The following is a 23,271-nucleotide window of genomic DNA, read 5'->3' on the forward strand; positions in this document are numbered from 1 at the left end:
CCTATTTGGTTGTTTCAGACTTCGGTTCGTGTTGTACCGTTTGCAGCGGTCTCAAAACTGGCTCACTTTGCGGTGTGCCATCCCCAATCACCCACCTGCGCGGTTCGATTTCGGTATAGACATACCCTGTCACGATGAGATCACCATTGGTGTCCTCCCAGGGAGCTACCCAAATCCGCATAACCTGTGCTGGTGTACGAATTGGAATCGGGCGATCCGGAAGACGCGGTGCGACATAGTTGTCAATCACCGGGTCTCCGGAGCTAGATGAGTTCGCTGAAACGTTTGAGGAACCTTCGCCATCCGCTTCCGCTTTGGCCTCGACTTCCTCTGGTTTCATTGGACGCGGGACATTTCCGTCATTGGTTGCGGCGTAAACGTCTCGCGCTGACATACACTGAACACCATTCGGCATTCCCGGACAGCTATACTCATCCTTGCCGATGTTGAACGTCGAACAGCCCGACAAAATAAGTAGCGCTGCACCCACCCCCAACATCTTTGCGGATCTTACTGCCTGTTCCTTTTGAGCCTCGCCTCTGGAACTGCCCTTTCTGGTCAAAATGTTCAAATTTTTCATTTCTTGGTTCCCCCGGTGGAACGAATTTGTAGCTTGGTTCCTTTGGTCACGATGATGTCTACCTGACGGCCAGCATCGACCTCGATAACAGGGAAGATGCCTTCGGCCATGTCGATATAGAACTGAGCGATGCGATCTAGCGCCTTACTGGCCCCCTTCACTGCTGCTCCCTGCAACATCTGGTCGGAGAACACAGACTGGTACTGGGTATTTGAGCCAGGGTTAGTGCTAACGACCGGCACAGGATTGACGTCAAAGGCTTCGGAAACGCCACCAAGGAAGCCTGCCATCAAGCTCTTGGCGATGATTTGCCCCTGCTTCGATACGACGCGACCACGGACACCGGCCTTACCGTCTTCACCCACTGCATAGGAATCCAGCTTCGCTTCTATGACACCCCCATCATCCCGAACGCACGAGAAGGTCTCGCCACGCAGGTACGCTCGCTCTGAACTGAGATCTCCATAGCCTGAAACAATCAGGAAGCACTCACGAACATCCGCACGGAAGCGGTTAGGCAAAATAGCCTCTTTCTGAATCCTGAGGGTCGAAGGGAACGGATCTCGACGAGCACCTTGAGATGTTGGTGCGTCCATACCGTTGATGAGCACCCCTGTCAGGATGGAGCCAGAAGGTAGGTAGATAGACTCATCATCCTTGTTGTCCTTCTCTTCAACTTCTGGCGCTTTCTGCGAGTAGCTCACTATTTGGATGCCTGGTTTAGTTGCATCACGACCGTCTCCCTTGCCAGTTGCAGGAGCCCCACCCTTCGAGTCAGGAAGCGGTGCGTCCCGAAAAAAGGATGCAGGATCTTTGTAGTCGAGCTTTTTCTCCATGAACTGACCATCACCACCAGATGCACCATTAACATCGGCTCTGGCATCCTCTGATGAAGAGGATGTTTTTCCACCAGCAGCGCCGGTTTCGACTTTCTTAGCCAATTCCATGTTCTTCTGGGTCAGGCGGTCCAAATCTTGACGAAGGCGGGTCATCTCACGGCCAACATCACTGGATTTCCCGGCAGTGGTTTTGGTTTCCTCCAGCTCTTTCTTGACTCGTTCCAGCTCCTTTTTCAGGTCGGAGTTTTCACGAGACACCATCTTCACATCGGCAGACAACGAATCTATCCCGATCTCACGGGTGTTTTTGTCTGTGAGAACGTGCTTGATGGTTTCTTGGCGACCGCGCTTCTCTTCTTTCTTGGGTTCACCAGAGAACATTGTCACGACCGCAAAAAGAACGAAGACGCCGCCAGCGATAGACACCCAACGCTTCTTGTTGGGGTCTAACTGTGTCCAAAATCGCTTAATCATTGGGCACCTCCCAGCAGCGATGGACGCTTAGACGTTGGTGCGAGACCACGCTTCTGCTTCTTCGCCACATAGATCTCCGTCTTCTGGCCGGGCTCAAGCACGTTAAGCGGCCACGTAGTCACCGCAGCCACATCCCAGCTCCCACACAACGCCTCTTTGAACTCAATAGGCTGATCAGAGACGTTCAGGGCGACACCGATGAACACGTTAAGGTGGTGGCCCATCATGTATTGCCCCTTGCTGAAATCCACCTTTACCCCAGGATGAGCGCAGCTCGGCACCGCAGCACCAGCAGGGATGCGGTTCAACGTGTAACCTTGAGGGACTTCACCAAGAGCAATCTTGCGGAATACCGACCGGATGGTTTCGACATAAGGCTGGCTCTGTTCCCAGGTCTCAGCCTTGGTATTGGCAAAAGCACCAGTGATACCTACACCACCATCGAGCTTGAGAAAGACTTCTCTGGGCGGAATACGACGGGGAACCATCGTCAGGCTGAGAGCTTGGGCTTCCGAGCCTTTTTCAGTAATGAACATAGTCACCGGATACTGCTTATCCGTGGCGACATAGACCACATTCTCTTTGATGCAGACCTCACCACACTGGCCGTTATCCGTCGCCCCGGTCAGAGATGTTGAAACGATCTCAGGATTGCTGAAAGGCGTGACGATTCGGTTCGGATGACCAACGGCTATCGGGATGATCTGGTTAACCCCCGGCTTCATCGTCAGTAAGGGGTTTTCATTCATGCTGCCCACAACCTCATGGGAGCTTTGTCCTGACGTCACAGGGGCAGGAACATCCTTTTTCATAACACTGGCCGGGACAACAGGAATGTCATCCGAGGCATAGGCCATTGAAGTTCCAAGCGCCAAGGACAGCGCCAGGAGCGAAAGTTTAGCGTTGTTCTTCATGCTTTCTCCGGTTTTCTTCTTTGCGCTGGAGTTGCTCCAAAACAGTTTTGGTGCGTGGCTTTCCTACATAGGTGTCGATGTAGTCCAGCACGGGCGCGTAGTTTGAAATCTTGATGGCGAACTCGTAGGAGCGTTCGCTACGCTCTTCGTTAGAAGAAGCCCCTTTGACGTAGGAATATCCGTAGACAAACACCTTGTCGCTCTTGGGCTCGTACTCAACAAAACGCGGCTCAAACCGCATGGTTACGCGGTCGTTCTTGATCTGTTGAGCTTGAATTTCGATGGCATCAATCACGTCCTGATAGATGCTCGGGGAGAGAAGCGGGGTGATCCGTTCTTTCACAAAGTCAACGGTTCCTGGCGTCACATTGCCAAGGAGCTGAGCAAAAGCGAAACCCCAAGCCTCTTTATAGGACTGAGAGGCGTTACTTTTCGTCACCCAGGCTTCTTCCGTGAGCGTGAAAGGCTGGATAGTGACGATGGTTTCCTTGCTGAATACTTGGACCACCAGCAGGAAAACGATAGCAATAAGACCACCCTGGAAGATTCGCCCCCACTTATTTTCTGTTTGGGTCCCTTCCCAGGTCTTGAGATACTTTTTCAGGTTCAAGGCAAATACCTCCGGACAAACGGGTTCTTGAGAGATTTGGCCTTGGTCATGATGAACCCGGCCCAGTAGATCATGTGGAGCAGGTATCCATCCGGATGGTTATCCCTGAATCGGCGATAAAGGTTGGTTACAAGTAACCCCCCCAGAAAGCAGATCAGAGCCTTACCGATGATGACCCCTATCGTTAGCCCCAAAAGCATCGGGGCCAACTCATCTGCGCTCCACAACAGCAGATGCGGGGGCTCATCGACCCGGCGCGGTATCTTTACAGGCTTCATAGCAACCCTCTTCTTTTCCTAGTGGCCTGTATTCTCATTCAGGGTCACTGATTTTCTGCCACGGCTTCGCGCCCTTTTCGGGCACTTCCAGCGACAAATAAAAAAAGGCGGCCTAAGCCGCCTTTTTTGCGTTTACTGGATCGGTTATTGATTTTGAGGAACCGCTTCCGAATGTTTTTCCGAAGCCGCAACGCTAACTTCATTGGCTGGTCGGGCCACCTCCAGAGTTTTCACTTCCTTGTTAGCATTGGCTTTAAACTTGAACATCAGACTGTACGCCGCCAGCAGGAAGAAGCTGAGAATGCCCCAGTAGGTCTGAACCGTGCCCAGAGCCTTGGCCGGGTCACTTGCAGCTCTGTTGGCCGTATCAGCAGCCAACTTAACCCACTGACTCCAGTCAAAACCTGCCGCAAAAGCAGACAGCCAAAACGCGACGGCCACTGGAACGATGAAGATGCACATCAGCACCGCGTTCATCAAAAACCAGAAAAATTGTTTATTAAGGTTCACACTTCCTCCCATTAACCTAGAAAATTGAATGCGTGTTCCAGGTTCATCCCTGCAACAACACCTATAACGAACATCACCTGCCAGACAAGGAACTGCCAGGAGATGAATGAACCAGATGAGCTTTCGCTTTCTCTGACGTGAGCTTGTGCGGACATAGACCCTCCAAATAACTTGTCGTCATCACGGAGTAATCGTCTCTTAATTGATCAATCTAGGAACAGTGCTGTTACGGCCCATTTTGGGCACTTTATGGAGGTTTATTCGAGGAGATGATAAGAGCGGGAGGCGAAAAACTTTCACATGTGAAAGTTCAAAGCGGCCGATGGCCGCTTGTTTCACACTGTTCTATTGTAACGGAGTTCTCGATAAGCATCCCATGCTTGCTCTGATGAGACACCTCGACGACCAACATCTGTGGCGCACTCAAGGTCCATCTTGTACTGCTTAACCTTCTGGTCTGCTGTATCGCCCCAGCTCATGGCTGATGGGTACTTGGAAACACTAAACACATTTTCAAGTTCAGCCTGATAGTCGTCGTTTTGTAACAGAGGTTCGGTTTCACCATCATCCCAGCGAATGTAAGCCTTACCCTGGAGAGCCTTCAAATGCAAAGGCACCAGTAAGGTGGAAATCACTTCGTCAGCCCTGATGTCTTTGTAAGCACACCAGTGAGGTTTAACGGTGATCACACCATTTACCAAAACGATGTCACACGCCAGTGTCGCTTCAACATTATCGTTAACATCCTGCCGAGCGTAGATCTCCACGAAACCAACCTGCTCTGGATCAACCTTGTCGATGAAGCTCCAAAAGCTGGGGTACGACGTTCCATCGCTGAGCGTCAACTGACCGTCATGCTCTTTCAGTATACGGTTCAGTTGTGCAGTGAAGAACTCTGCCGACACTTTTCTTGCCAATGGTTCCATATCACTCAGTCGTAGAGTGGCTCCTCCACTCCCCTCATACACCTCTCCAAAAAAGAAATCTCTCTTACGCATTAGACTTTGCCACCTTTAATCGCTTGCTGGGTCAGCTTGATCCAGTTCAACGGGTTTTCACAGTCAACATGGTTGCCAGCGGCACCAACTACCGTTTTGTATGCCTCCGAGCCTGCCGCTGTGTGTACAGCCAGCATAAACGAAAACATAGGGTCATTTTGCATGGTGCCAATCATCATTGCACTGGAAGTGTCTTTGAGCTGGCAGTTTTCAACCCGCAGATTGAGTACATCTTTTGCCACCATCTGACAGTCGGGACACACCTTCTCAAGGTTCTTGAGCTTTGCGTCGTCATTGAGCACATCAGGAGCCGCGATGGCAGTACCGGCTATACACAGCCCCAGTGCCAGCAGTTGGAGTCTATTAGTTACTTTCATGGTTCCTCTCTATATCGTTCCAATTTCGTTTCGGTAAAAGAACAGTGGCCCAGTGACTGTTCTGAGTTCCGGCGTTACTTGCTTTACTCTTGAGCAAATATGCTGCTTGAAAAAGTTGTGGTATCCGTACAACGCTGGGCGTGTAAATACGGAAAAGATAATGAGGGTGATGGCCGCACCAGCGGCCCACCCGATCACGTCCGGAGAGATAAGTCCTGACACGTCTGAGATACGTTCTGGTTCAACCAAGCGGCACACCACCAGCACCCAGAACCACATTACCGGCATCACAAAGATCATCTTTCCGACGCAAGCAATGAGCACCTTCACCAAATTCAAGCTCTGCGCCCAGTAAAGCCACAACGCAGACAAGGATTGGCGACGTATCACCTGGTAGACGTTCAATGGGATGTCGCACAGATGCACCCCATCTTGATTTATAACGGAGTAGCTCATCCTCCCTCCCTATACCCGTTTCTGGAGGTTGCCGAACGTCAGGCCAACCAGGACACAGCACGTCATCATTGTCATCGGGATGACAACCGGATCGAGCGCTATGGGGATGAAGAACGCGATGAACAATCCGGCCATCAGGTACATCGTTCCGCGAACGCTGTAACGATGGAGAACCGGACTCGCATAATCGAAGTTGGTCCGCTTAATTCGCCATGTCATCATCCCGTCATATACCGCAGGTACGAACAGGATCAGCATATAGGGAGCCCACGCGGCTAACAGTGCCAACCTTGTGTAGAACTGGTAAATGACGTTGACAAAGGCTTCCATGCGGCCTTTGACCCACACAAACCAGCCCTTGCCCATGTCCTGCATCCCCTTGGACTTCTGGCGCTCCTCTTCTGATGGGATCAGCGTTTGGTACATCCCCTCATAGAATCCTGAATCAATAACGCTCGACCTGAACCAGGTAGATGCTTTGTTCTGTATCCAGTCTCTTGCTTCGACACCAAGACTCTGTTCCACCAGCTCGGATTCCCTTTTGATGGCTCTGTCTGTCCAGTCGCCAGGGATCAGCAGCAATATTGCCAGCAACTCAATAACCAGCAGCCATGCGACCAGCAACCACGGCTTCTTCATAGTCGGTTCTCCTTAAAACAGTTTTCACGCTCTCACAGGTGATGAGCTCATACAGCAAGCCACGCAAAGAGGTCTCATCCTCATGGGGCTGCGGGTTAATGGATAGTTCTCCTGGATGGGAAGAAAGCCACAGTGAGAACGACTCTCCTGAATCGACAGACCATGAATCACCGCCACTATCGACAATTTGCACTTCCAACGCCCGGCAGGTTTCGGTGATCAGGGTTTCCAGAAATGCCCCAATTCTGGCCGGGTCTTCATATTTCTCTCTCTGCTCATGAAACACGAGCTGGCTGTAGCGATGCAGAGCTTCTTCAATGATCGGGTAAATCACAGGCTCCTGATTAGCCTTAATCCCGTCTGTGATGTAGCAGCTCAGCTTCTCGATGATGGCCTCCGATGCAGGCCAGTCGAATTGGAGGATGCTCAGGATGTGAGCGTTCTTGCGGCCACGACTTTTCAATTCATTCATAACCCTGTCGAAAGGGTTCACATCGACCATGATGGCTACCTCGTAATTTCTATACTTCTTGTCACACATAGCTCTGCTCTTACTGGGTCAATATGGGCAGACGGCCTTTTACGATTGTTCCGCCTGAAATTTTGGCTATGTATTCCAGGTTCGGAAGCATTCCCAATAACTGGGCTGGGAACAGATCAGCTTCCTCCTCCATCAAACGCTCGCCTTGGTTGCCTCCGTGCATAATGGGCTCCTTGCCATCCGAGTTCTGGCCTTGAGTCCGCATGACGTACTTGAGCCGGGTCTTCGGCAAGTTATCTGCGATATACTCCTGTGTTTCACCATCGACGATACGCAGAGCAAACGTGTTGTTGATGTTCCCCAACACTTGGAGCGCTTTGTCTTTGCTACCCAGTCGAGCTGCGAAGTCAGCAAAAGTCTGAGTTGCAACGAAAAGACGAAGTTTCGCACCGCGACCTTTGTTCAGGAGCTGGATGAACGGGTCGTTGATCACCTCAGCAGCCTCATCAACAAAGATATTTACGGGTCTGTTGTTGACGCCGTAGTTGTATCTGTCACCGGCAACCGCTGTCAGGTCTGACAGGAAGATGGACCCCATAGCACTACCAACCATGTTGTCGGTCAGGGAGTCGAGCCCCAGATAAGCAACTTGAGCGTTGTTGATGATTTTTGCGGAATCAGTGATCTGGCGTTCGTCGCTCAGATCAGATGAGTCTGGAGACAGCAGAGGGCCTAGCTCCCCGGACGTCAGCATATTCATGATCGGCAGGAGGTTCGCCACCATCTTGGAGAAGTGGGTTTGGTCGTGCTGGAACATCGACAGCAAGCCTTCCAGATCAGAGTTTGGGTGCTCAGGTTGGATGATGTCGTAGTAGAACTTCATCAACGCGAAAGCGATCTTCTCACGCGAACCGTTTTTGACTTTCTCCAAATAAGCCGCTGCTTCTGCCTCCCAGTCGGGCATAACTCGCTCTGAGTAAGCCTGAACGGCCTTGATGACCAAGCCAGCAGCGCCACCTTCAAGGAATCGGCGGAGCTTTGTCAGGTTGGGACGATCATGAGTGATGACCAAGCCCTGAGCGATGTTGTTCAGTGCCTGCCATCCAAATGATTTGAACGGGTCGGCCCCTGCTTCGGACGGGATCAACGCTGCCAAACGACTTGCAATTTCAGTCACGCGGGTGAAGTTACGCAGAGGGTCGATACGCACCGACTCTTCCGGGAATGCTGGATGAAATGAGACGAATCTTTCCGGCTGCCCCATAGCTTCACAGGCACGTCGTGCATTGTCCCGCATCTCCTTATCCCCTTTCGGGTCTATGATGATCACGGCTTCCCCACGCAGAATGGCCTGTGAAATCAGGATGTCGAACATACGGGTCTTGCCCGAGCCGGTGGTCCCAACGATCAGCGAATGCCCCTCAGTGTGCTTGAGTGGCTGCATCAGCTTCTCTTCTTTGGGTTCTACCCCGTGAATCCAGGGCTGGCCGATTGGCAGCTCCTTTTTCTTACCCTGTATCTTCCGGACAACCTTTTTGACCGTGGACTCTCTCCCTACGATGGAAGTCCAGTCGCGTTTCAGGATCTCAAACACGCGCTGGGCATGGCGGTTTTCCCACAGGAACCCACTACCAAGCCACATATCGTCCGGCGTGTCCTTGATGTACTTTTGGAGCTCCGCAATAGAAATAAACTCCAGATCACGCCCCTTCAAATGCTTTTGGAGCAGGTGAAGTTTGATAGCCTTTGGCAAACGAGCCATCGCCATCACGCCACAGATCCCCGTCATCCAATAGAAGGGCTCCGGAGGCATCGTGCTGACTTGCTCTACGGCCAAAGCCGCGCCGGAGGCGGCAAGCCAGCCTGCTACAGCATTTTTTTCATAGTTGGGCCGCCACGGCATCTCGTAGGCGAGCGGGTCATAACTCATTGTCATGTTTCATTTACCTCTAAATACAGTTTTCCCTGACGTTTCTTGAGCAAAGGCCGTCTCTGTGCCCGGCTCAGCATCCCGCAGAGGATGTGTTTGCTGATGCCGATGTTTTCACCGGCAATCATGTCGAAGGCTTTGTCACTGGTTACTAAGCAGCCATCCTCTTCCAGGACAGGTGTCACGAGCCATCTGCCCGAGCGTTTTTGGATCATGTCCTTGAGCATCTGGAGTGCTTTCTGAGGCGTAACACCAGACGGCAAGAAATCTTCCGCGTTGATGTCTTTCGGGTTTGTTTTCGCCTTAGGCGGCTCAAACTCCCTAACCTCTGGCTCTTCCCTTTCTCGCACCTCGACGTGTCCCAATTCCTTCTCACGCTCAACTTTGGGCTCAGGAGCCACTGGTTGAACCTCCCGCTTAGGAAGGCGAGCCACGTTCTGTTTTTCTTGGACCGGCTGGCGCTGCGGCTCTTCAACCGGAGAAGTAACATCGACCTTCTTCTCCTTCTGCTGTGGCTGGGAGTCCTTACCTTTCGCCTTTTGTTCAGGCGAGGGTTTACCGGCGTTAACCTCAGGCTTCTGCTGCTGCGCCTTTTTTCGGCTTTGTTGTTTCGGTGCAGACTTATTCTTGCTTGCATCCAAGCCAGGGGGAGAGACGAGCTCAAAGGCATCCTGGTATCCCCCCATTGACGCCTCGGCATCCTTAATGGCCGCTACGACTGCATCTGAAAGCTGCTCCGCCAGTACAATTGCCTTCACTCCGCTGAAATCACGAACTTTGCGACCTGGCATAATCGGGTCTGGAACAATCGCGTTGGCGTGGGACAGCTTCGAGAGAACCTCTGACGGCGCACCCAGCGACCGAGCGCCATCCGGGTACAAAATGACGGCTTGACCCTTCATCAGGCATAGGACTTCGCCCAGCGTCGTTTTACCTTCCAAAACAGGCATGATCGCTTGTTCAAGCAACGCCGATGCTTCTCCGTACCCGGCTAACATCTCAACGAGTAAGGTCTTTGCGTCTTTCTCATGCAGATTAGGTTTGTCCGTAGGTGGCATTGCTGGCGCTGGTGTTGTTTGTTCTGGTGCGTCAGTCAGCATAGGGAGCGGCTCAATCGCCCATGATGGCGGTTCATCAGAACTACCGAACATTGGAAAGTCATCGCCCTGCAGGGAGTTTTGTTCTTGTGGAACGAAGTCCTGTTTTGGCTGCTTCTCTTGCTTTCCGGGCATTGCCACATCTGGGATTTCTGAGTTTGTTGCGTCAGTGCTGGCTGTCTCTGCCGATGCGCTGAATGCGTCAAACGGAAAGTCGATGTCCCCCAGTCCACCCCCAACATCCTTGAGTGCTTGTAACGGATTGTCGTTTGCCAAAGGTGGTGCGTTTTTGGCAATGTCCTGAGGGGACAAATCCTCTTTTGCCTCTGGTTTGTGGGGTTGTTTCTCTGTATCACTCTTCGGTTTTGCTTTGCCCGGTTTGCTCTGCGGCTTACCCTTCTTGCCAGCGTCAGGCTTAGATGATTCCGTTGATCCAGCATCTTTTTGCTCTGGTTTCTCCTCGACAGCATCTGAGGTGCTTTTCAGCATCTCCATCGCATCACCAAAGCCAAGACCAGCTAGAGCTTTCTCTGCTTCCTGCTCTGCGGCCAACATGTCATCGTTCAGAGCTGACACATCTTCCTCTTGGTCGTCATCGACTTCCTCAGGATCAACGAACTCAATCTCAGCGTCCTCAACATCACCAACAACTTCCGCAGCAACAGCCGCAGGAGGCTCAGTCGTAAACACCAGGTCGTTTGATTCGAGTCGGAGCATCAAGATCTTCACCGATCCCGCCGCCTCCTGGAGCATCTCAGGCAAAACTTCCCAGTAGCGGTAGTACGCACGTTCACCCTTCTCCTGCACCGTGTTTGGTACAGCAAAACCACGTTCGATGAGAATGTCGGCCAGTGTGTCAGGGTCTCGTGGAATACCGGGGATCTTGTCGTGGCTGATCAAGTCATAAAGGTCCCCAAGCTGTTTCCAGGCAATGAATACACCTTGGTTGAGGTGCCAGACTTTCGCGCCTGGCTCATTGACCTTCCATTTTCCGGTTTTAACCAGGCGGCGGATGGCATCGAACACGTACCGCTCGACAGGCACACCATAGGAGAACTCGTCCACATCGAGACGACTCTGGCGAAGGTCCCGTGAGACGCTCTCTTGGTCAGCGCGAAGCATCAGCTTGGTCACAGGCTGATTGACGCTGGTTCCTGAGATAGCTTCCAGCATCGCTTCCATGATGGACGGGCCAGACTTGGACAGAAACTCCCGAGTCTCAGCCGGAATAATTCGATCCACCGCCAGCAGCGAGAATTGCTCATGTCTTTTGTGTCGCTTGTCGCGCCACCGGATAAAGTAACGGTCGATTTCGTGACGGTGTGCCCAGTCATGAAGTGACTCCGAATACGGGTTCCATGTGATTGACCCGTCTTTGTCCGTAATGGACACATCCGAGAGCGGTTTACCCACATCATGCAGCAGCCCGGAGAAACAGCTCGCCAGTCTCCAACGCGGCTCATTGTCACGGCGTTCACGAGGCGTCCCCTCGATGGAAAAGATAACTGACTCAGATGCCTGAGCTGCCCAGAAGGCCACTTCAAGCCCATGTCGGAACAGACCACCAGCGCCACGGTGGTGGTGTGATTCGGAAGCTGGCAACAGGTGAACAAACGCGGCATACCGCTGGATCACCGGCAAAACAAGCCGGTTGAAGTCGTCCACAGTGAAACCGAGAGAGTTCCGCACTTTCTCAATCAGTTCAGCTTGGGTTGCCAGTATCTTGTCTAGTGGGGCCACTGGCAGGCCCTTGGCAAAAGGTGGGTATCGAGGGATTTCTTCATCTTCCACGTCTTTAAGCGGCAACACTCTGACGCTCGGCGCGGTCTCGATCACTCCACTTCGCCCACCAAATAACTTGTTAAGGGCTTTCAGCATGTAGGTTGACCATATTCCTATCGTATTTCTCGTCGCTACATGCTCTCAAAACACCTTTAGATCGCACACACGCCTATCTGTCCAATTTGGGCAGTTTGAGAAACCAGCTTTCCATCCCCCCCCTTTTAGAATGGGCTCATCGACAATTTTTTATGAGGAACGACACGATGAGACAACTGATAGCAATTCTGGGAGTGGCAATTCTGGCCGGGTGTGCCTCTAACGCCCCCGAGCAAAAGCCTCAGCCCCAGACTGCCCCTGCCGAAAATGACAAACCTGCCCGAGTTAGCCGGGAACTGTCGATGGCATGGGACAACATGGGGCGCGGTGGTGCTGCATTACGTCAACCTGGTTATATCCATGTGCTGGGCGACGGTAATGTCAGCGCAACGATGAACAAGGTCAAAGATGACTCCGCTGGTTCAGATAAAACTCCAGCAGGGATCAAACAGCACGGGGATGTCAACGAAGCCATCAATACCTTCAAGTCCATGAATAAAGGCAAAGGCTACTCGCTGTACGAGTTGTCACGCTGGGAACGCTATTGCGATGGTGGCAAAGGTATGGACGAGCACGATTGGCGCTTTGTGGAAGCCGAGGGAACCACAAACATCCCCAAGGACGTTGTAACCGGCTGCATACCACCTACCCACACCTATAAAGATTATCTGAATGCCTGGACGCACTTTTGCACCAGTCAGGCTGTAACTGACGCAGATCGCCGCATTGTGCGCGAGTCCGTGCGTCCCTATTCAGTGGTGAACCCATGCAAAGCTCTGAAATAAGAAACCAGACAGAGCTAGGCCGTAAGGCTGAGCTCTTCGACGCTTTATTAATCATGCTCCAGGAGGCCGGTTCGAGGGGTAATTCCAGCGAAGCGGCCTATGTCATTTCTGGAGTCCTCGAAAACCTCTCCAGAGACTACCCCGAAGTCAAAGGTCTGGCTCAAAGCTGGACTGAGCTGGCGAATCTGGAATCAAAGATGAGAGGAGCTGCTTAATGGACCTTTATATCTGCGAGAAGCCTTCTCAGGCAAAAGATTTGGCTGGCGTAATGAAGGCCTCCCAACGAGGTGATGGATTTCTCCATGATGGAGGAAACCGCGTTATTACGTGGGCGTTCGGCCACCTGCTGGAATTGTATATGCCAGACGATTATGACGAACGCTACAAGTCATGGTCACTGGAGACCCTCCCTATTGCACCAGAGTCATGGCGGTACAACGTTCGCAAGAGTGCGTTCAAACAGTACAAAATTGTTGAGGGACTGGTCAAAAAGGCGAGCACCATCTACATCTCAACGGACTACGACCGAGAAGGTGAGGCTATCGCCCGTTCGCTTCTGGATCGATTCCGCTACTCTGGCCCTATTCGCCGAGTTTGTTTGACGGCTCTCGATGAGTCAAGCATCAAGAAAGCGCTGAACAACGTAAAGGATGGCAAGGATACGGTCTCACTCTACTACGCCGCATTGGCACGGCAACGCGCTGACTGGTTGGTAGGCATGAACGTGAGCCGCCTCTACACAGTGCTGGCCCGAGATGTCGGCTTCAACCACACTCTTCACGTTGGCAGGGTTATCACCCCAACCGTCGCTCTTGTTTGTCAACGGGACCGAGAGATCGCCGGTTTCACCCCCTCACCATACTGGACTCTGGGTGTGAACGTGTCCGTACAGAATGGACAGTTTGCCGCCCAATGGATACCACCAGAAGAGTGCAGTGACGAGCAAGGCCGGTGCGTCAATAAGGCCTATGCCGAGCAGGTAGCCTCCCAGGTCAATGGTGCCAATGCTGTTATCAGCAAAGCAGAAACCAAACCAGGTAAAGAGTCAGCCCCCCTCCCCTTCGATCTAACGTCGCTGCAACAATACGCGAGCAAACGATGGGGATACACAGCTCAGCAGGTACTGGATGCAGCTCAAGCTCTGTACGAGACGCACAAAGCGACCACCTACCCTCGTACTGACAGTCGTTATCTACCCGAGAGCCAAAAGGAAGACATTCCGGACATTCTCCAGGCGCTCATTTTGTCCGATCAGAACGTCTCTGGGCTGGTGGCTGGCGCAGATCCTCATCGCAAGGCCAGGGTATTCAATGACGCCAAAGTGACCGCGCACCACGCGATCATTCCAACACCGGCCAGAACAGACATCAGTGCCATGTCTGAGATCGAGTTCAATCTTTACGACGCCATCCGTCGTTTCTACATCGCGCAGTTCTACAGCGAGTTCGAGTTCACCAAAACCTCCATCGAGGTGCAGTGTGGGCGTCACCTCTTTGCGTCCGCTGGTAAGACACCTACCAAACAAGGCTGGAAGGTTTTGTTTGCTTCTGATAGTGAAAGCAGTCCCAAGGACGAGGGGGAAGACACCGACGCGCCGGTTGAACAAGAGAAGCTCCCCAGGGTTAGCCAGGGCGAACCTGCCTTGCTGAATGGGGCCGAGCTGGCAAACAAAATGACGCGGCCAGCACCGCACTTCACCGAAGCCACATTGCTTGCCGCGATGGAGAACATTGCCCGGTTCGTGACTGAGGAGAAGTTCAAACAAATCCTCAAAGACACAGCCGGTTTAGGCACTCCAGCAACACGCGCAAGCATCATCCAGGGCGCTGTTGATAAAGGCTACTTCAAGCGTCAGAAAAAGGTACTGCTTGCAACTGATAAGGCTCATGCGCTTATAGCAGTGCTTCCACCAGCCATCAAATCACCCGGCATGACTGCGGCTTGGGAGCAGGAGCTTGAGAAAGTTGCCTCCGGCTCCGGGAACATGTCTGTCTTCATGAAGCAGATTTCCACCTGGATCTGCCAAATGGTTGAGCAGCTCAAAGTGGCCGCACCGGTTCTGACCAAAGAAGGTGGCGCGATGGCTAAAGCCTTCGAGGGCGCGAAGCCTCCTTCACACGAATGCTTCAACTGCGGTGGAGAGATGCACCGGATCAAAGGGAAGAACGGTTTTTTCTGGGGCTGCCAGAACGAGGCTTGCAAGAAGACGTTCCCAGACAACCGAGGGAAACCCGAGAAACGTATCGCGGCGGAGGATTGTCCAGACTGCCCAGATTGCGGTAGCCCGATGCGTCTCAGGAAAGGAAAAGCCCCTGGCAAGAAACGAGCCTCTAAGTTCTGGGGCTGCACAGCGTATCCCGATTGCAAAGGCACTATGCCCTTCAAAAAGTCGGACTTTATGGATTGATAGAGGAATTAAGTATGTTTGGAAAAATCATTTTAACTGCGATGCTCACAACCAGCTCTGCCACTGCCGAAGATGCCGGGAAGAACATCGCCTCAGGCTTGGCAACTGCATCTACCCGCCAAATAGGTCAGGCCATCATGCCAACTCTAGCTATCGGCTCGGCCATTGCAAAAAGCGCAGGAAAAGGCATGGTGTTAGGTTTCGCTGAGACATCTGCCAGCTATATTTCCCACGATGACCTGAGCGCCACTCGAAGCTATCAAAACCCTGAGGCTGTTGATATGGCAAAAGGCCTGGGGACCTTGAAAGACGTCCCTGATTTCCTCTACGTCATTACAGACGTAAATGCCAACATGGCTGACAAATGCAAGCGCGTCTGGGAGCCTCAATCACTGGCTTTAAGCCAATTGATTGTTGAGCTGGTGGCACTGCGTAAGACGAACCACAAAGGTAGCTACGAACAAGCGCTATCCCACCTCGATTGTTCAATATTCACAAACTAAAACAATTAAGGGGCCGTCGGCCCCTTATCTTTAATTACCCAAGTTCTTTTGATACCTGAGCTACAATAGTTTTAAATCAGAATACCAAAATCAATTCACATGGATGGCGAATACTTCAACCGGATAATCTCCAAAGTGCGGGTGCGTTATGACGTTCCTTGAGAAGCCACGCCAAGGACGAATCTCTATCCTGGACATATCTCCAGCCTTTGGGTAGCCACACTTAACATGGACTTCATCATACTCGCGCCCCTCTAGTCTTTTTATCCAGTAGTCTGTGACGAGGCGATATTCATCTGGTTTTTCTCCAGATTTGATCTGATCGAAGTAAATCTTTTTTACGGGCAGATGAAGTATTCTCTTTTTCATAATCACCACCTGATAGCTCATCAGACTATCTAACTATTAGACAAAACATCCCTTTTTCAATTTCTGTCTCTCTCGCCTCATGGGCCAATACAATATCCGCGATAACACGAATATTCCCTTCATAGTTGCGAATGGCCGCATCCCGCATCGTGTCTAAAGTGTCCTGACACTTCGCTCGCCTGAATTTAACGAGCCAACTTTGCCGATCTATCTTGTCCACACCAAATCCCATTCAGCGAACCATGTATCCAGCTTCTTTTGCCGCAGCATCAAGCTCGGAGGAAAAGTTAACGTCGGACTTTTCTGCCGCGTTATAGAGGGCTCCACACTTGGGCCATGAGCGCCCTACCAGTTTCATCGCCAACGCATCCGCCAGCATTTCTCGGATCTGTGTTTCAGCCTCACCAAAATCGGCTAGAGTTTCGTCTATGCCCGACTCTTCCATCAGCTCGATGAGCTGAGGTTGTTTGAGCCAGACGCCTGTTTGCATTTCCAACTGGTCTCTTGCATCTGCCACCAATTGGCGTTCAAGGGTGACGCCATTTACGGTCTTAACAAATTGCTTTGGCTGACGCTTTACCTTTTTTGGTCTGGACACATCAGAGATAACCGTCACCGGCTTCCCACGCAGTTCACGCGGCAACGGTCCACTTAGCCCCAGAACTAAGCGACGAGCGTACTCATGCTCGTATGGTTTCAACCCTCGACCTTCACGGTACATCTCAGTATCCACCAGCAGATCACCGCGCAGCCTCGCGTTTTTCCGCACTTGTTCGGACAAGACCGATTTGCCCTTCCCGCTGGCTCCCATTACGAGCGAGTGAGATTCTACTTTGTTATCAAAAAACATAATTCCGCCCCCAAAGAGGTGTTGCTATAAAACATGGTTTGAACATCTGGCGCTGTTATTGCGCCCACCGATACTCTGGGCAACGCACTCTGTTGTGGCCGCTTTTCCCTTTGCTATTGGTGATGTCATCTTCATTCTTCGCAGCCCCCAGCTTACTCAGTATTTCAGCTTTTGTGGCGCGATGACCGCGTATTAAAAGAGCATTCAGCAGGTATCCAGTGAACACCTCTGTACTCGGCATACGGTCAAGCAACTCAACATACTGCTCATCCGTCAAATCATGGATCTCACAATATTTTTCCACCGCCTTTTCGTAGGCTTCTGCGTAGCCATGAGTGGAAATCCTGAAAACAATATCCCCATTGCCGTAGCCTGGCTTTGTGACGAGAAAACAAGGTGCGAAGTAGGTTCTCTTCACCCCCATCCGGCTCCGGTTCTCGATACTGATATAAGCCCTCAGCCCCTCAGCAATGATATTTGGCCCGGAGTTGCGTCGCCGCTTACAAGTCTTATTCTGACGCTTCACCTCTTCTGCCTCAGCTTCCCACTTTCGGTCCAAGCTGTAGGCCAGCCGGTGAGCTGTTGCGTAGGAATACTCTCTCAAGGAGAAGTATTCCTGCCGGTAATCATCCGCCACCCCAACTGTTCGTGCGACACGGAACCCGACGAAACCGGCGTCATGGGTTCCCTCGCCGTAGTAAATGACTGCCATTATTTACCTTCCTTACTTCTGATACCGTGCTGCACCACGGTATGGCGACCGCAATTCACATTCAGGTGATCCCGAACTGCGGCCATGACCGCTGAATGCAATCTGTAATCCACACTCTGCCCAAGTGTTTCTGTCGCTTGTTCTTTTGCCATCCACGAAATATCAAAGCTATCAGGTATCGACATCAACTCCTGAACCAGATCGACCGATGGCTTGTAAATGCGGCCACCGTCTTGGATGTACACTGCATCCTTTACCCCACGATCCTGAGACTTGAGGATGGTCGGGCAACTGGTGCTTTCTCTCGTCAAGAACGCAGGCATCCTGCGAGAAGTTGACTCTCTGGCCTGAATTGACTTCAACGCTGTGACGTCTGCACAATCCCCGAGGTGCTTCTCGATCACCGGCCACAATCGTCCACCAGCTCTCTGCTCAGGTTTCGGTGGAACGAACCCAGGGAAGACCGACGCCACCATGTAATAGCGTTCTCGCCCCTGGTACGCGCCGAAATCCAGACCGTTCAAGACCATCTCAGTGAGGAAGTACCCCATCCGCCGCAGTGTCGTTCCCATCATCGCCCCGGCTCCGGATGCTTTGAAGTTCGGGACGTTTTCCACCAGCACGACGGCAGGGTTCACGACCTCGATCTGTTTTAGTGCCGGGTAAACCATGTCGAGCATGGTGGAGAGATCTTCAAGAGAACGCTCTTTGTCCCTTGGACTTTTGGCGTTTGAGTGGTCATCACACCCCAACGAGTAATGGGCCAAACCAATTGGTGGGCACTCCGCCAGCAAGGCTCCAAGGCGATCCAGCTCCAGGTGATGAATGTCTTCATTCAGCAGGATACGCGGGGAGCTGTTCACCAGCGTATTGAGCGCATGTACTTCACTCAGGTTCCGCCCGGATGCTCTGTCTCTGGCTTCAACTGGACGATGTTCCAAAACAATCTCAGCCTTCCAGCCAAGCGATTCCATAACATGAATGTCTACCCCGCCAGTCAATGCCACAAAGGCACGGAAAGGGCTGGTTTTTCTGAACCGATCAGCAATGGCAAAGGCTCTGTTTGCGACGGGAGTGAAGACTACTCGACCTTTTCGCATTTCGACGTGGAAACGCTCTGTATAGCGAGGGAAGCACTTATCTATGAGCCCTTGTCCAGAAAACTCAATAACGGTTTCCAGCGGGTTGTTGGAGCGACTCTTTGGTTGATACCGGCGCTGATAAACCTGGTGTGTCTGTAGTTCATCGGTCGCTGGGATCACCGAAAAACCGCCCATCCCCTCCCCTGGCTCAACGGCGATGCCCATACCTGGCTTGAACCCCATAACATCCAAAAAGTTGGACGAAACCCTAACCTTGCGTTTATCGCCTACTCGATTGAACGCAAGTTGTTTGGTTACTACGGAGGGGGAGACGATCGGTAACATTGGTCAACCTCTTTTCTTCTTGTTTTGCTCGCGCTTCACCATTGCTCCAGCAGCTTTCAGAAGTCTCTGGTTCTCCGCCAGCTCCTCTTGGAGTTCCTGAGTATCCTCTTCTGTCTGAGCCTTTTTCAGCTCGGCCTCGCAATATTGGACCTCTTCCTGCAAGCTGACTTTCGCAAACTTGAGAGCGGCCAGTCGCGTCGTATAAACGCCAAAAGGCAATTCGCCACCTTCCCGGAACTGCTTCAAGCACCAGCTCGGTATAGATGGCAACCAACCAAAGTCCCCATTCTTCCGTGACCTTTTCCCCCACGTAATCCCATCTAACTTTTGGGCAAGATTGACATAGCGTTGATCGCTGGTTGAGTTGCGTCGTTTCTGAATAGAGCGAACTATCCACTCTGTAACCTCGACCTTTGCTTTATCATCATCAGAGATGTAATAAAGGGCTGCGTACAACACAGCGCCTTTACGAATGACTGATGGTGGGTATGCCTGGGCTTTCATCTATCCCCCTATCGCTTTTTCTGTCCGACAAGACGGAGATGATCGGCGGCCAAGTCATACTGCTCGTTTTTGTCGCGGCGGCGGAATCTGTCAAAAAACTTCCCTCGTGGCAGGGTTTCTTCCATAGCGATCAGGCGGTTCAGCCACACTTCTTGAGGTAGCATCCCTGCTGGAGTCGGCCCGAGCTTACGTCCTTCCTTGACGTGCTCCATTGTTTGCGTGGCAGTAAAAATCGCACCACCAAACTTTCTCCACTTGAATTGCAGGGGCATATCTGGAGACTCATCCAGCATCAATTTCTTATTGGTTTGTTCTGTCACGACAATTACTCCACCATCCATTCTTCACTAAGCAGGAACGCCCAGCGCTCTTCTGCTTTTTCTGGGTTGTCTTTGGCCTGTTTGATCATGATCTCGGCGGCGTTAAAGCCTACCTCTCCACTGAACCGGCCCCATGAATGGCTATGCCACTCGCGCATCACACTTCGGCCAAGCGATGCAAGTTCTGGACTTACACCCTCATGGAGGGCATAGAGCTCCCAAGCATCCCACCCGTATCGTAATAGGTTGTGCCCTGGGGCGTTAAAGGCCTGAGCAGCCTTGAACCGCTCTCCAGGCTCCTTCCCTCTAACATCCACACCCTGGAGCACCAACCCCATTACCACTTCAATGACAGGCTCGCGTTGCTTCTTTGCCAGCTCGATGGCAGCCACCAGCATTGCTTTGGCGTCAACAAATTTCCCATGCCCTTGGCACATACCGCAGGTTTCTTTGGAAGGGGAAAAGTCATAAACACCGGAACCAGCACAAAGGCGGCATGTCAGGTCAATCATGGGCTCTTCTCTCCTCATACTCTTCGATGCGCTCTTTCAGACGCTGAACCACTGGTGCGAGCTCAGGGATAGCTTCCGCTTCCTCAAGCGTGTATCGCTTGTCTTCCTGGTAATCGACTATTTGAGGAGGCCTTGGCTGTTTAGGGAACTCAGCAAAGTCATTCAGCGACATCGAGGTAGGAAGTCCTCCTTCAATCTCACCTTTTTCGTTGAGTGACTGAGTGACGATAAGCTGTGTTCCGCCCACCTCGGTATCAAAGCGGTCATCAAAGCGCTCACCGATAGTCCAGCCGCCACGGCCAAGAACACAGGTCGTACTCATACGTAGGCGATTGAATGCTTTAGCGTCATCCCAGTTCAAAGGATTTTCATCCATGAGGAAAAAAGGCGCTTCGTCCCGAACGAACACCTTGGACTTGGCGTTATCGAAGATCGGCCCAAACACCCCCTGCTGGAGGTATGGTTCGACTTTCTCTGCAAGATCCTGGTGCCCTTGAGAACGCAGCGCCTCATAGAGCTGGGTGATTGTTTGTTTGCCGGTGTCCGGAAGGCAGGACAATACTGTCTGCTTTTCCTCGTCACTCAGGCTTACCATTCTGGACAAAAAGCTGACTACCAGCTCGTTGTGCCCATCGACCGTTTCAATGTTGAGCTTGTTCTCGTCCATCTTCTTCCTCAGTAATCGGTTCGATAAATTCAATGGAGTCCATGCTTACATGACTGATAATGGCTTTCAGGCCGCAGCAGTCGCATGGTTCAAAGGTCAGTTCTGATCCCTTGGGAGACTGATGCGTGACCGTTGCCACAGCCCCTAGAGGGATCAACCCCCAGCCGTTTTTTAGTACCCGAGTAGTTCTGACCAGCCGACCTTTGTACTCTCGTTTCAGTTTCGGATGCGGCACTACCGCATATCGCTTACTCATTTCGGTCCCCTTGTACCAAAGGCTCGACAACCAGCTCTTGAGCTTCGTCCCAGTCGGACACCTTTGCATCACCAAACGCAAAGGCAATTCGCATAGCCACTGTCGGCCTGCCTATTTTCATCAAGTAAGCCGCAGCACCGGCACACATCGACTCTTGTCCCGAAGGTGCATAGTTACCCTCTTCATCCCATTCACCACCTGACTTTGAGTGCACGGTCTTGTGGCAATGAAACGTCGTCATGTCGTTTTCAACGATGTCGTTGATGATGCCTTCTAATCGCCCAGGGGCCAGCTCGATAGCGCCCTCCTTCCGGAATGGACAGTTGGCGCAAGGTTTCTTCAAACGGAGATGATTTGCTTGCTTTGGCATACATATCACTTTTACAGCATCATTTTATGATTCTATGATATAGCCATATTCCGTGTAGTCAATATCTCACTAACAATTACTTTCTATCGGACGCTTACGCGCCCATTTTGGGCAGATAGACAAGTTATTTGGGCGTTTGGGCGTTTGGAGTGTGCGAGGTGGACAGCGGGGAGACTTTCACATGTGAAAGTTTTGTTTCTTGGTATCGTTTTATTGTCTCTTGATATTATTTTATGATGCTGTAATAATCATAAATAAGGGCCGCATCGCTCTTCGACCTTCGTTGCAGCCCTTACAACACAATCAAGCAATTAAGGAGCTTTGTTATGCTGCAAGGCAATACTAACACGAATAAGCGCATCCCGCTCGCGGCGTTCATGAAATGGCCGCTGGCGAAACGTCAGGACTTCATCGACCGGGAAATGTCCGGTTGCCCCGACTTTATCAAGACGTCTTTGCTTCGGCATTAAGGCGATCAGGCAGGAAAGCAAAGAACCTCGCTTCGGCGGGGTTCTTCGTTTCTACCTCTTGAATGTTTCGTCAGAACAAACTGGAGCGCTTATGTCACCAGAAACACAGCAACTTACATCCAAGGCTTTATCTCTCATCGAGCAGTCCCGATACAGAATGGGCACATCTCGGTTTGTTGAGGCCTTTATTGACCAGTGGGCATACTTGCAGACTGGCCTATACCCAGCCAAGGAGGAGATCCCGGAAGAACTTCAGCCGGTCGCCTTCGAGCTCTCTCACGTCCTGTCTGCCGCCATTAAGCGCGACCCCACCAGCGATGTTTTGGGTTACGTCCTAAGCATGTCTGGCTTCCACAAGAAGGGCACCAATTACTTCCCCACTCCTCCAGAGATTGGCCGCTTGATGTCACTCATTGTTGGCTCACAGTCTTCGGCAGACTTTTATGAGCCCTGCTGTGGTTCTGGCATCAACGCCATTCACTGGATGGAAAACCTGATCGAGAACCACGGTCCCGAAGCATTGAGAGAAGCCTCAATCTACCTGGAAGACATCGATCCGTTGATGGTGAAGTGCTGCATGATCCAGCTATTCCATTATTTCGAGTCCCGCAATACCACTCCCAAAACGCTGAGTATCGTCGGCATAGACACCCTTAGCAGACGAACCAAGAACATCGCCTACTACGCCGAAAAACCTCCAGCAACCGCCGCTACCGTGGCAGCATAAAAAAACCCGCCGATTGGCGGGTTTTGCATTCAATGCGCTGCTCTATGGCACCTTACAGTTTTCCGTACCGGTTCAAGAACGAAGACCTGTCTAAGATCCCCCAGTCTGTCAGCATGTAGTAGCCGGTGGCACCTCGTTCGCCGGTAGACTCCCTGACGAACAAGATATTCATTCCGAACTCATCACGCAGGGCAGACAACTGTCTCTTGATCGTTGATTCAGGAATATTTGTTGCCTTGTGAAGGTCTTGGAGACTTGGCTTCTCCGTTTTAGACAGGGCATTCACCAAAGCAAATTTTCTTTTCATGTCCTGTGAGATCTTCATATTCAC

The 23,271-nt window shown here is 51.8% G+C and carries 30 protein-coding genes; 6 read left to right on the plus strand and 24 right to left on the minus strand.

What is annotated here, in order from left to right:
- Nucleotide 1: 1 nt before the first annotated feature.
- From traV to mobH, 13 genes are all read right to left on the minus strand, one after another.
- Nucleotides 2–580 (minus strand): type IV conjugative transfer system lipoprotein TraV, encoded by a 579-nt coding sequence (gene traV, locus APU02_RS24140; RefSeq protein WP_000793435.1) that lies wholly within the window; start codon nucleotides 578–580, stop codon nucleotides 2–4.
- Entirely contained in the window at nucleotides 577–1,890 is a 1,314-nt protein-coding gene (locus tag APU02_RS24145; protein WP_024131605.1) for a TraB/VirB10 family protein, read from the minus strand. The genes traV and APU02_RS24145 overlap by 4 nt, the downstream gene beginning before the upstream one ends.
- Nucleotides 1,890–2,807: a type-F conjugative transfer system secretin TraK gene (locus APU02_RS24150; RefSeq protein ID WP_000794249.1), complete on the minus strand. Its 918-nt coding sequence runs from the start codon at nucleotides 2,805–2,807 to the stop codon at nucleotides 1,890–1,892. The genes APU02_RS24145 and APU02_RS24150 overlap by 1 nt, the downstream gene beginning before the upstream one ends.
- Nucleotides 2,791–3,417 (minus strand): TraE/TraK family type IV conjugative transfer system protein, encoded by a 627-nt coding sequence (locus tag APU02_RS24155; protein ID WP_001049717.1) that lies wholly within the window; start codon nucleotides 3,415–3,417, stop codon nucleotides 2,791–2,793. Before APU02_RS24155 ends, APU02_RS24150 begins: the two co-directional genes overlap by 17 nt.
- The gene (gene traL / locus APU02_RS24160; protein WP_000805625.1) at nucleotides 3,414–3,695 is read right to left on the minus strand and encodes a type IV conjugative transfer system protein TraL; all 282 of its coding nucleotides are present in this window, start codon (nucleotides 3,693–3,695) and stop codon (nucleotides 3,414–3,416) included. The genes APU02_RS24155 and traL overlap by 4 nt, the downstream gene beginning before the upstream one ends.
- Nucleotides 3,696–3,839: 144 nt before the next feature.
- Entirely contained in the window at nucleotides 3,840–4,205 is a 366-nt protein-coding gene (locus APU02_RS24165; RefSeq protein WP_001052530.1) for a hypothetical protein, read from the minus strand.
- A gap of 335 nt (nucleotides 4,206–4,540) precedes the next feature.
- Nucleotides 4,541–5,203, minus strand: a complete 663-nt coding sequence (locus APU02_RS24170) for a hypothetical protein (RefSeq protein ID WP_001231464.1) — start codon at nucleotides 5,201–5,203, stop codon at nucleotides 4,541–4,543.
- Entirely contained in the window at nucleotides 5,203–5,580 is a 378-nt protein-coding gene (locus APU02_RS24175; protein ID WP_000869297.1) for a hypothetical protein, read from the minus strand. The genes APU02_RS24170 and APU02_RS24175 overlap by 1 nt, the downstream gene beginning before the upstream one ends.
- Before the next feature lie 9 nt (nucleotides 5,581–5,589).
- Nucleotides 5,590–6,036: a hypothetical protein gene (locus APU02_RS24180; protein WP_000122507.1), complete on the minus strand. Its 447-nt coding sequence runs from the start codon at nucleotides 6,034–6,036 to the stop codon at nucleotides 5,590–5,592.
- Between the two features lie 9 nt (nucleotides 6,037–6,045).
- A complete protein-coding gene (locus tag APU02_RS24185; RefSeq protein WP_000743449.1) occupies nucleotides 6,046–6,675 on the minus strand; it encodes a DUF4400 domain-containing protein in 630 nt (209 codons plus the stop codon).
- The gene (locus tag APU02_RS24190; RefSeq protein WP_000228720.1) at nucleotides 6,632–7,177 is read right to left on the minus strand and encodes a hypothetical protein; all 546 of its coding nucleotides are present in this window, start codon (nucleotides 7,175–7,177) and stop codon (nucleotides 6,632–6,634) included. The genes APU02_RS24185 and APU02_RS24190 overlap by 44 nt, the downstream gene beginning before the upstream one ends.
- Before the next feature lie 49 nt (nucleotides 7,178–7,226).
- Complete coding sequence (traD, locus tag APU02_RS24195) at nucleotides 7,227–9,092, minus strand: conjugative transfer system coupling protein TraD (protein WP_000178857.1); 1,866 nt, start codon at nucleotides 9,090–9,092, stop codon at nucleotides 7,227–7,229.
- Nucleotides 9,089–12,061 (minus strand): MobH family relaxase, encoded by a 2,973-nt coding sequence (mobH, locus tag APU02_RS24200; RefSeq protein WP_001326173.1) that lies wholly within the window; start codon nucleotides 12,059–12,061, stop codon nucleotides 9,089–9,091. Before mobH ends, traD begins: the two co-directional genes overlap by 4 nt.
- 167 nt (nucleotides 12,062–12,228) lie before the next feature.
- On the opposite strand from mobH, the gene APU02_RS24205 reads away from it, so the two are divergent.
- From APU02_RS24205 to APU02_RS24220, 4 genes are read left to right on the plus strand one after another with little or no spacing between them, the layout of a single operon-like run.
- Entirely contained in the window at nucleotides 12,229–12,846 is a 618-nt protein-coding gene (locus tag APU02_RS24205; protein ID WP_001249395.1) for a hypothetical protein, read from the plus strand.
- Nucleotides 12,828–13,061, plus strand: a complete 234-nt coding sequence (locus APU02_RS24210) for a hypothetical protein (RefSeq protein ID WP_001191890.1) — start codon at nucleotides 12,828–12,830, stop codon at nucleotides 13,059–13,061. The genes APU02_RS24205 and APU02_RS24210 overlap by 19 nt, the downstream gene beginning before the upstream one ends.
- Nucleotides 13,061–15,253 carry a DNA topoisomerase 3 gene (locus tag APU02_RS24215; protein ID WP_000366823.1) on the plus strand — a complete coding sequence of 731 codons (2,193 nt, stop codon included), beginning with the start codon at nucleotides 13,061–13,063 and terminating at the stop codon, nucleotides 15,251–15,253. Before APU02_RS24210 ends, APU02_RS24215 begins: the two co-directional genes overlap by 1 nt.
- Before the next feature lie 14 nt (nucleotides 15,254–15,267).
- On the plus strand, nucleotides 15,268–15,756 hold the full coding sequence (locus APU02_RS24220) for a hypothetical protein (RefSeq protein WP_004201072.1): 489 nt from the start codon (nucleotides 15,268–15,270) through the stop codon (nucleotides 15,754–15,756).
- A gap of 90 nt (nucleotides 15,757–15,846) precedes the next feature.
- Here APU02_RS24220 and APU02_RS24225 read toward each other — a convergent pair whose 3' ends face one another.
- The 10 genes from APU02_RS24225 to APU02_RS24275 all read right to left on the minus strand — a co-directional run bounded on the left by APU02_RS24225 (nucleotide 15,847) and on the right by APU02_RS24275 (nucleotide 21,743).
- Entirely contained in the window at nucleotides 15,847–16,125 is a 279-nt protein-coding gene (locus APU02_RS24225) for a hypothetical protein (RefSeq protein ID WP_000746034.1), read from the minus strand.
- Nucleotides 16,126–16,357: 232 nt separating this feature from the next.
- On the minus strand, nucleotides 16,358–16,975 hold the full coding sequence (locus APU02_RS24235; RefSeq protein WP_000464630.1) for a hypothetical protein: 618 nt from the start codon (nucleotides 16,973–16,975) through the stop codon (nucleotides 16,358–16,360).
- A 55-nt stretch (nucleotides 16,976–17,030) separates the two neighbouring features.
- The gene (locus APU02_RS24240; RefSeq protein WP_000268552.1) at nucleotides 17,031–17,687 is read right to left on the minus strand and encodes a hypothetical protein; all 657 of its coding nucleotides are present in this window, start codon (nucleotides 17,685–17,687) and stop codon (nucleotides 17,031–17,033) included.
- The gene (locus APU02_RS24245) at nucleotides 17,687–19,114 is read right to left on the minus strand and encodes a DNA cytosine methyltransferase (RefSeq protein ID WP_000936897.1); all 1,428 of its coding nucleotides are present in this window, start codon (nucleotides 19,112–19,114) and stop codon (nucleotides 17,687–17,689) included. The genes APU02_RS24240 and APU02_RS24245 overlap by 1 nt, the downstream gene beginning before the upstream one ends.
- Before the next feature lie 3 nt (nucleotides 19,115–19,117).
- Nucleotides 19,118–19,618, minus strand: coding sequence for a hypothetical protein (locus tag APU02_RS24250; RefSeq protein WP_000647188.1), 501 nt, complete (start codon nucleotides 19,616–19,618; stop codon nucleotides 19,118–19,120).
- 8 nt (nucleotides 19,619–19,626) lie between these two features.
- A complete protein-coding gene (locus tag APU02_RS24255; RefSeq protein ID WP_000348669.1) occupies nucleotides 19,627–19,959 on the minus strand; it encodes a hypothetical protein in 333 nt (110 codons plus the stop codon).
- Nucleotides 19,944–20,450 carry a hypothetical protein gene (locus APU02_RS24260; RefSeq protein ID WP_000566443.1) on the minus strand — a complete coding sequence of 169 codons (507 nt, stop codon included), beginning with the start codon at nucleotides 20,448–20,450 and terminating at the stop codon, nucleotides 19,944–19,946. The genes APU02_RS24255 and APU02_RS24260 overlap by 16 nt, the downstream gene beginning before the upstream one ends.
- A complete protein-coding gene (locus tag APU02_RS24265) occupies nucleotides 20,443–21,117 on the minus strand; it encodes a hypothetical protein (protein WP_000344149.1) in 675 nt (224 codons plus the stop codon). The genes APU02_RS24260 and APU02_RS24265 overlap by 8 nt, the downstream gene beginning before the upstream one ends.
- Nucleotides 21,092–21,373, minus strand: a complete 282-nt coding sequence (locus tag APU02_RS24270; RefSeq protein WP_000044823.1) for a hypothetical protein — start codon at nucleotides 21,371–21,373, stop codon at nucleotides 21,092–21,094. The genes APU02_RS24265 and APU02_RS24270 overlap by 26 nt, the downstream gene beginning before the upstream one ends.
- Nucleotides 21,366–21,743, minus strand: a complete 378-nt coding sequence (locus APU02_RS24275) for a hypothetical protein (protein WP_001125904.1) — start codon at nucleotides 21,741–21,743, stop codon at nucleotides 21,366–21,368. The genes APU02_RS24270 and APU02_RS24275 overlap by 8 nt, the downstream gene beginning before the upstream one ends.
- Nucleotides 21,744–22,069: 326 nt before the next feature.
- On the opposite strand from APU02_RS24275, the gene APU02_RS26640 reads away from it, so the two are divergent.
- Both APU02_RS26640 and APU02_RS24280 read left to right on the plus strand, forming a co-directional pair.
- Nucleotides 22,070–22,213, plus strand: coding sequence for a hypothetical protein (locus APU02_RS26640; protein ID WP_000939033.1), 144 nt, complete (start codon nucleotides 22,070–22,072; stop codon nucleotides 22,211–22,213).
- 91 nt (nucleotides 22,214–22,304) lie between these two features.
- Nucleotides 22,305–22,940: an N-6 DNA methylase gene (locus tag APU02_RS24280; RefSeq protein WP_000074431.1), complete on the plus strand. Its 636-nt coding sequence runs from the start codon at nucleotides 22,305–22,307 to the stop codon at nucleotides 22,938–22,940.
- 52 nt (nucleotides 22,941–22,992) lie between these two features.
- Here APU02_RS24280 and APU02_RS24285 read toward each other — a convergent pair whose 3' ends face one another.
- Complete coding sequence (locus APU02_RS24285) at nucleotides 22,993–23,265, minus strand: helix-turn-helix domain-containing protein (protein ID WP_000703827.1); 273 nt, start codon at nucleotides 23,263–23,265, stop codon at nucleotides 22,993–22,995.
- Nucleotides 23,266–23,271 lie beyond the last annotated feature (6 nt).

The sequence above is a fragment of the Citrobacter sp. 50677481 genome (assembly GCF_001463265.1).
GTDB classification, from domain to species: domain Bacteria; phylum Pseudomonadota; class Gammaproteobacteria; order Enterobacterales; family Enterobacteriaceae; genus Citrobacter_A; species Citrobacter_A sedlakii.

Coding starts and splice junctions, on each gene's coding strand:
- traV (WP_000793435.1), bottom strand. CDS start 580: ATGAAAAATTTGAACATTTTGACCAGAAAGGGCAGTTCCAGAGGCGAG.
- APU02_RS24150 (WP_000794249.1), bottom strand. CDS start 2,807: ATGAAGAACAACGCTAAACTTTCGCTCCTGGCGCTGTCCTTGGCGCTT.
- traL (WP_000805625.1), bottom strand. CDS start 3,695: ATGAAGCCTGTAAAGATACCGCGCCGGGTCGATGAGCCCCCGCATCTG.
- APU02_RS24170 (WP_001231464.1), bottom strand. CDS start 5,203: ATGCGTAAGAGAGATTTCTTTTTTGGAGAGGTGTATGAGGGGAGTGGA.
- APU02_RS24175 (WP_000869297.1), bottom strand. CDS start 5,580: ATGAAAGTAACTAATAGACTCCAACTGCTGGCACTGGGGCTGTGTATA.
- APU02_RS24180 (WP_000122507.1), bottom strand. CDS start 6,036: ATGAGCTACTCCGTTATAAATCAAGATGGGGTGCATCTGTGCGACATC.
- APU02_RS24185 (WP_000743449.1), bottom strand. CDS start 6,675: ATGAAGAAGCCGTGGTTGCTGGTCGCATGGCTGCTGGTTATTGAGTTG.
- APU02_RS24190 (WP_000228720.1), bottom strand. CDS start 7,177: ATGGTCGATGTGAACCCTTTCGACAGGGTTATGAATGAATTGAAAAGT.
- traD (WP_000178857.1), bottom strand. CDS start 9,092: ATGACAATGAGTTATGACCCGCTCGCCTACGAGATGCCGTGGCGGCCC.
- mobH (WP_001326173.1), bottom strand. CDS start 12,061: ATGCTGAAAGCCCTTAACAAGTTATTTGGTGGGCGAAGTGGAGTGATC.
- APU02_RS24205 (WP_001249395.1), top strand. CDS start 12,229: ATGAGACAACTGATAGCAATTCTGGGAGTGGCAATTCTGGCCGGGTGT.
- APU02_RS24210 (WP_001191890.1), top strand. CDS start 12,828: ATGCAAAGCTCTGAAATAAGAAACCAGACAGAGCTAGGCCGTAAGGCT.
- APU02_RS24215 (WP_000366823.1), top strand. CDS start 13,061: ATGGACCTTTATATCTGCGAGAAGCCTTCTCAGGCAAAAGATTTGGCT.
- APU02_RS24220 (WP_004201072.1), top strand. CDS start 15,268: ATGTTTGGAAAAATCATTTTAACTGCGATGCTCACAACCAGCTCTGCC.
- APU02_RS24225 (WP_000746034.1), bottom strand. CDS start 16,125: ATGAAAAAGAGAATACTTCATCTGCCCGTAAAAAAGATTTACTTCGAT.
- APU02_RS24235 (WP_000464630.1), bottom strand. CDS start 16,975: ATGTTTTTTGATAACAAAGTAGAATCTCACTCGCTCGTAATGGGAGCC.
- APU02_RS24240 (WP_000268552.1), bottom strand. CDS start 17,687: ATGGCAGTCATTTACTACGGCGAGGGAACCCATGACGCCGGTTTCGTC.
- APU02_RS24245 (WP_000936897.1), bottom strand. CDS start 19,114: ATGTTACCGATCGTCTCCCCCTCCGTAGTAACCAAACAACTTGCGTTC.
- APU02_RS24250 (WP_000647188.1), bottom strand. CDS start 19,618: ATGAAAGCCCAGGCATACCCACCATCAGTCATTCGTAAAGGCGCTGTG.
- APU02_RS24255 (WP_000348669.1), bottom strand. CDS start 19,959: ATGGATGGTGGAGTAATTGTCGTGACAGAACAAACCAATAAGAAATTG.
- APU02_RS24260 (WP_000566443.1), bottom strand. CDS start 20,450: ATGATTGACCTGACATGCCGCCTTTGTGCTGGTTCCGGTGTTTATGAC.
- APU02_RS24265 (WP_000344149.1), bottom strand. CDS start 21,117: ATGGACGAGAACAAGCTCAACATTGAAACGGTCGATGGGCACAACGAG.
- APU02_RS24270 (WP_000044823.1), bottom strand. CDS start 21,373: ATGAGTAAGCGATATGCGGTAGTGCCGCATCCGAAACTGAAACGAGAG.
- APU02_RS24275 (WP_001125904.1), bottom strand. CDS start 21,743: ATGCCAAAGCAAGCAAATCATCTCCGTTTGAAGAAACCTTGCGCCAAC.
- APU02_RS26640 (WP_000939033.1), top strand. CDS start 22,070: ATGCTGCAAGGCAATACTAACACGAATAAGCGCATCCCGCTCGCGGCG.
- APU02_RS24280 (WP_000074431.1), top strand. CDS start 22,305: ATGTCACCAGAAACACAGCAACTTACATCCAAGGCTTTATCTCTCATC.
- APU02_RS24285 (WP_000703827.1), bottom strand. CDS start 23,265: ATGAAGATCTCACAGGACATGAAAAGAAAATTTGCTTTGGTGAATGCC.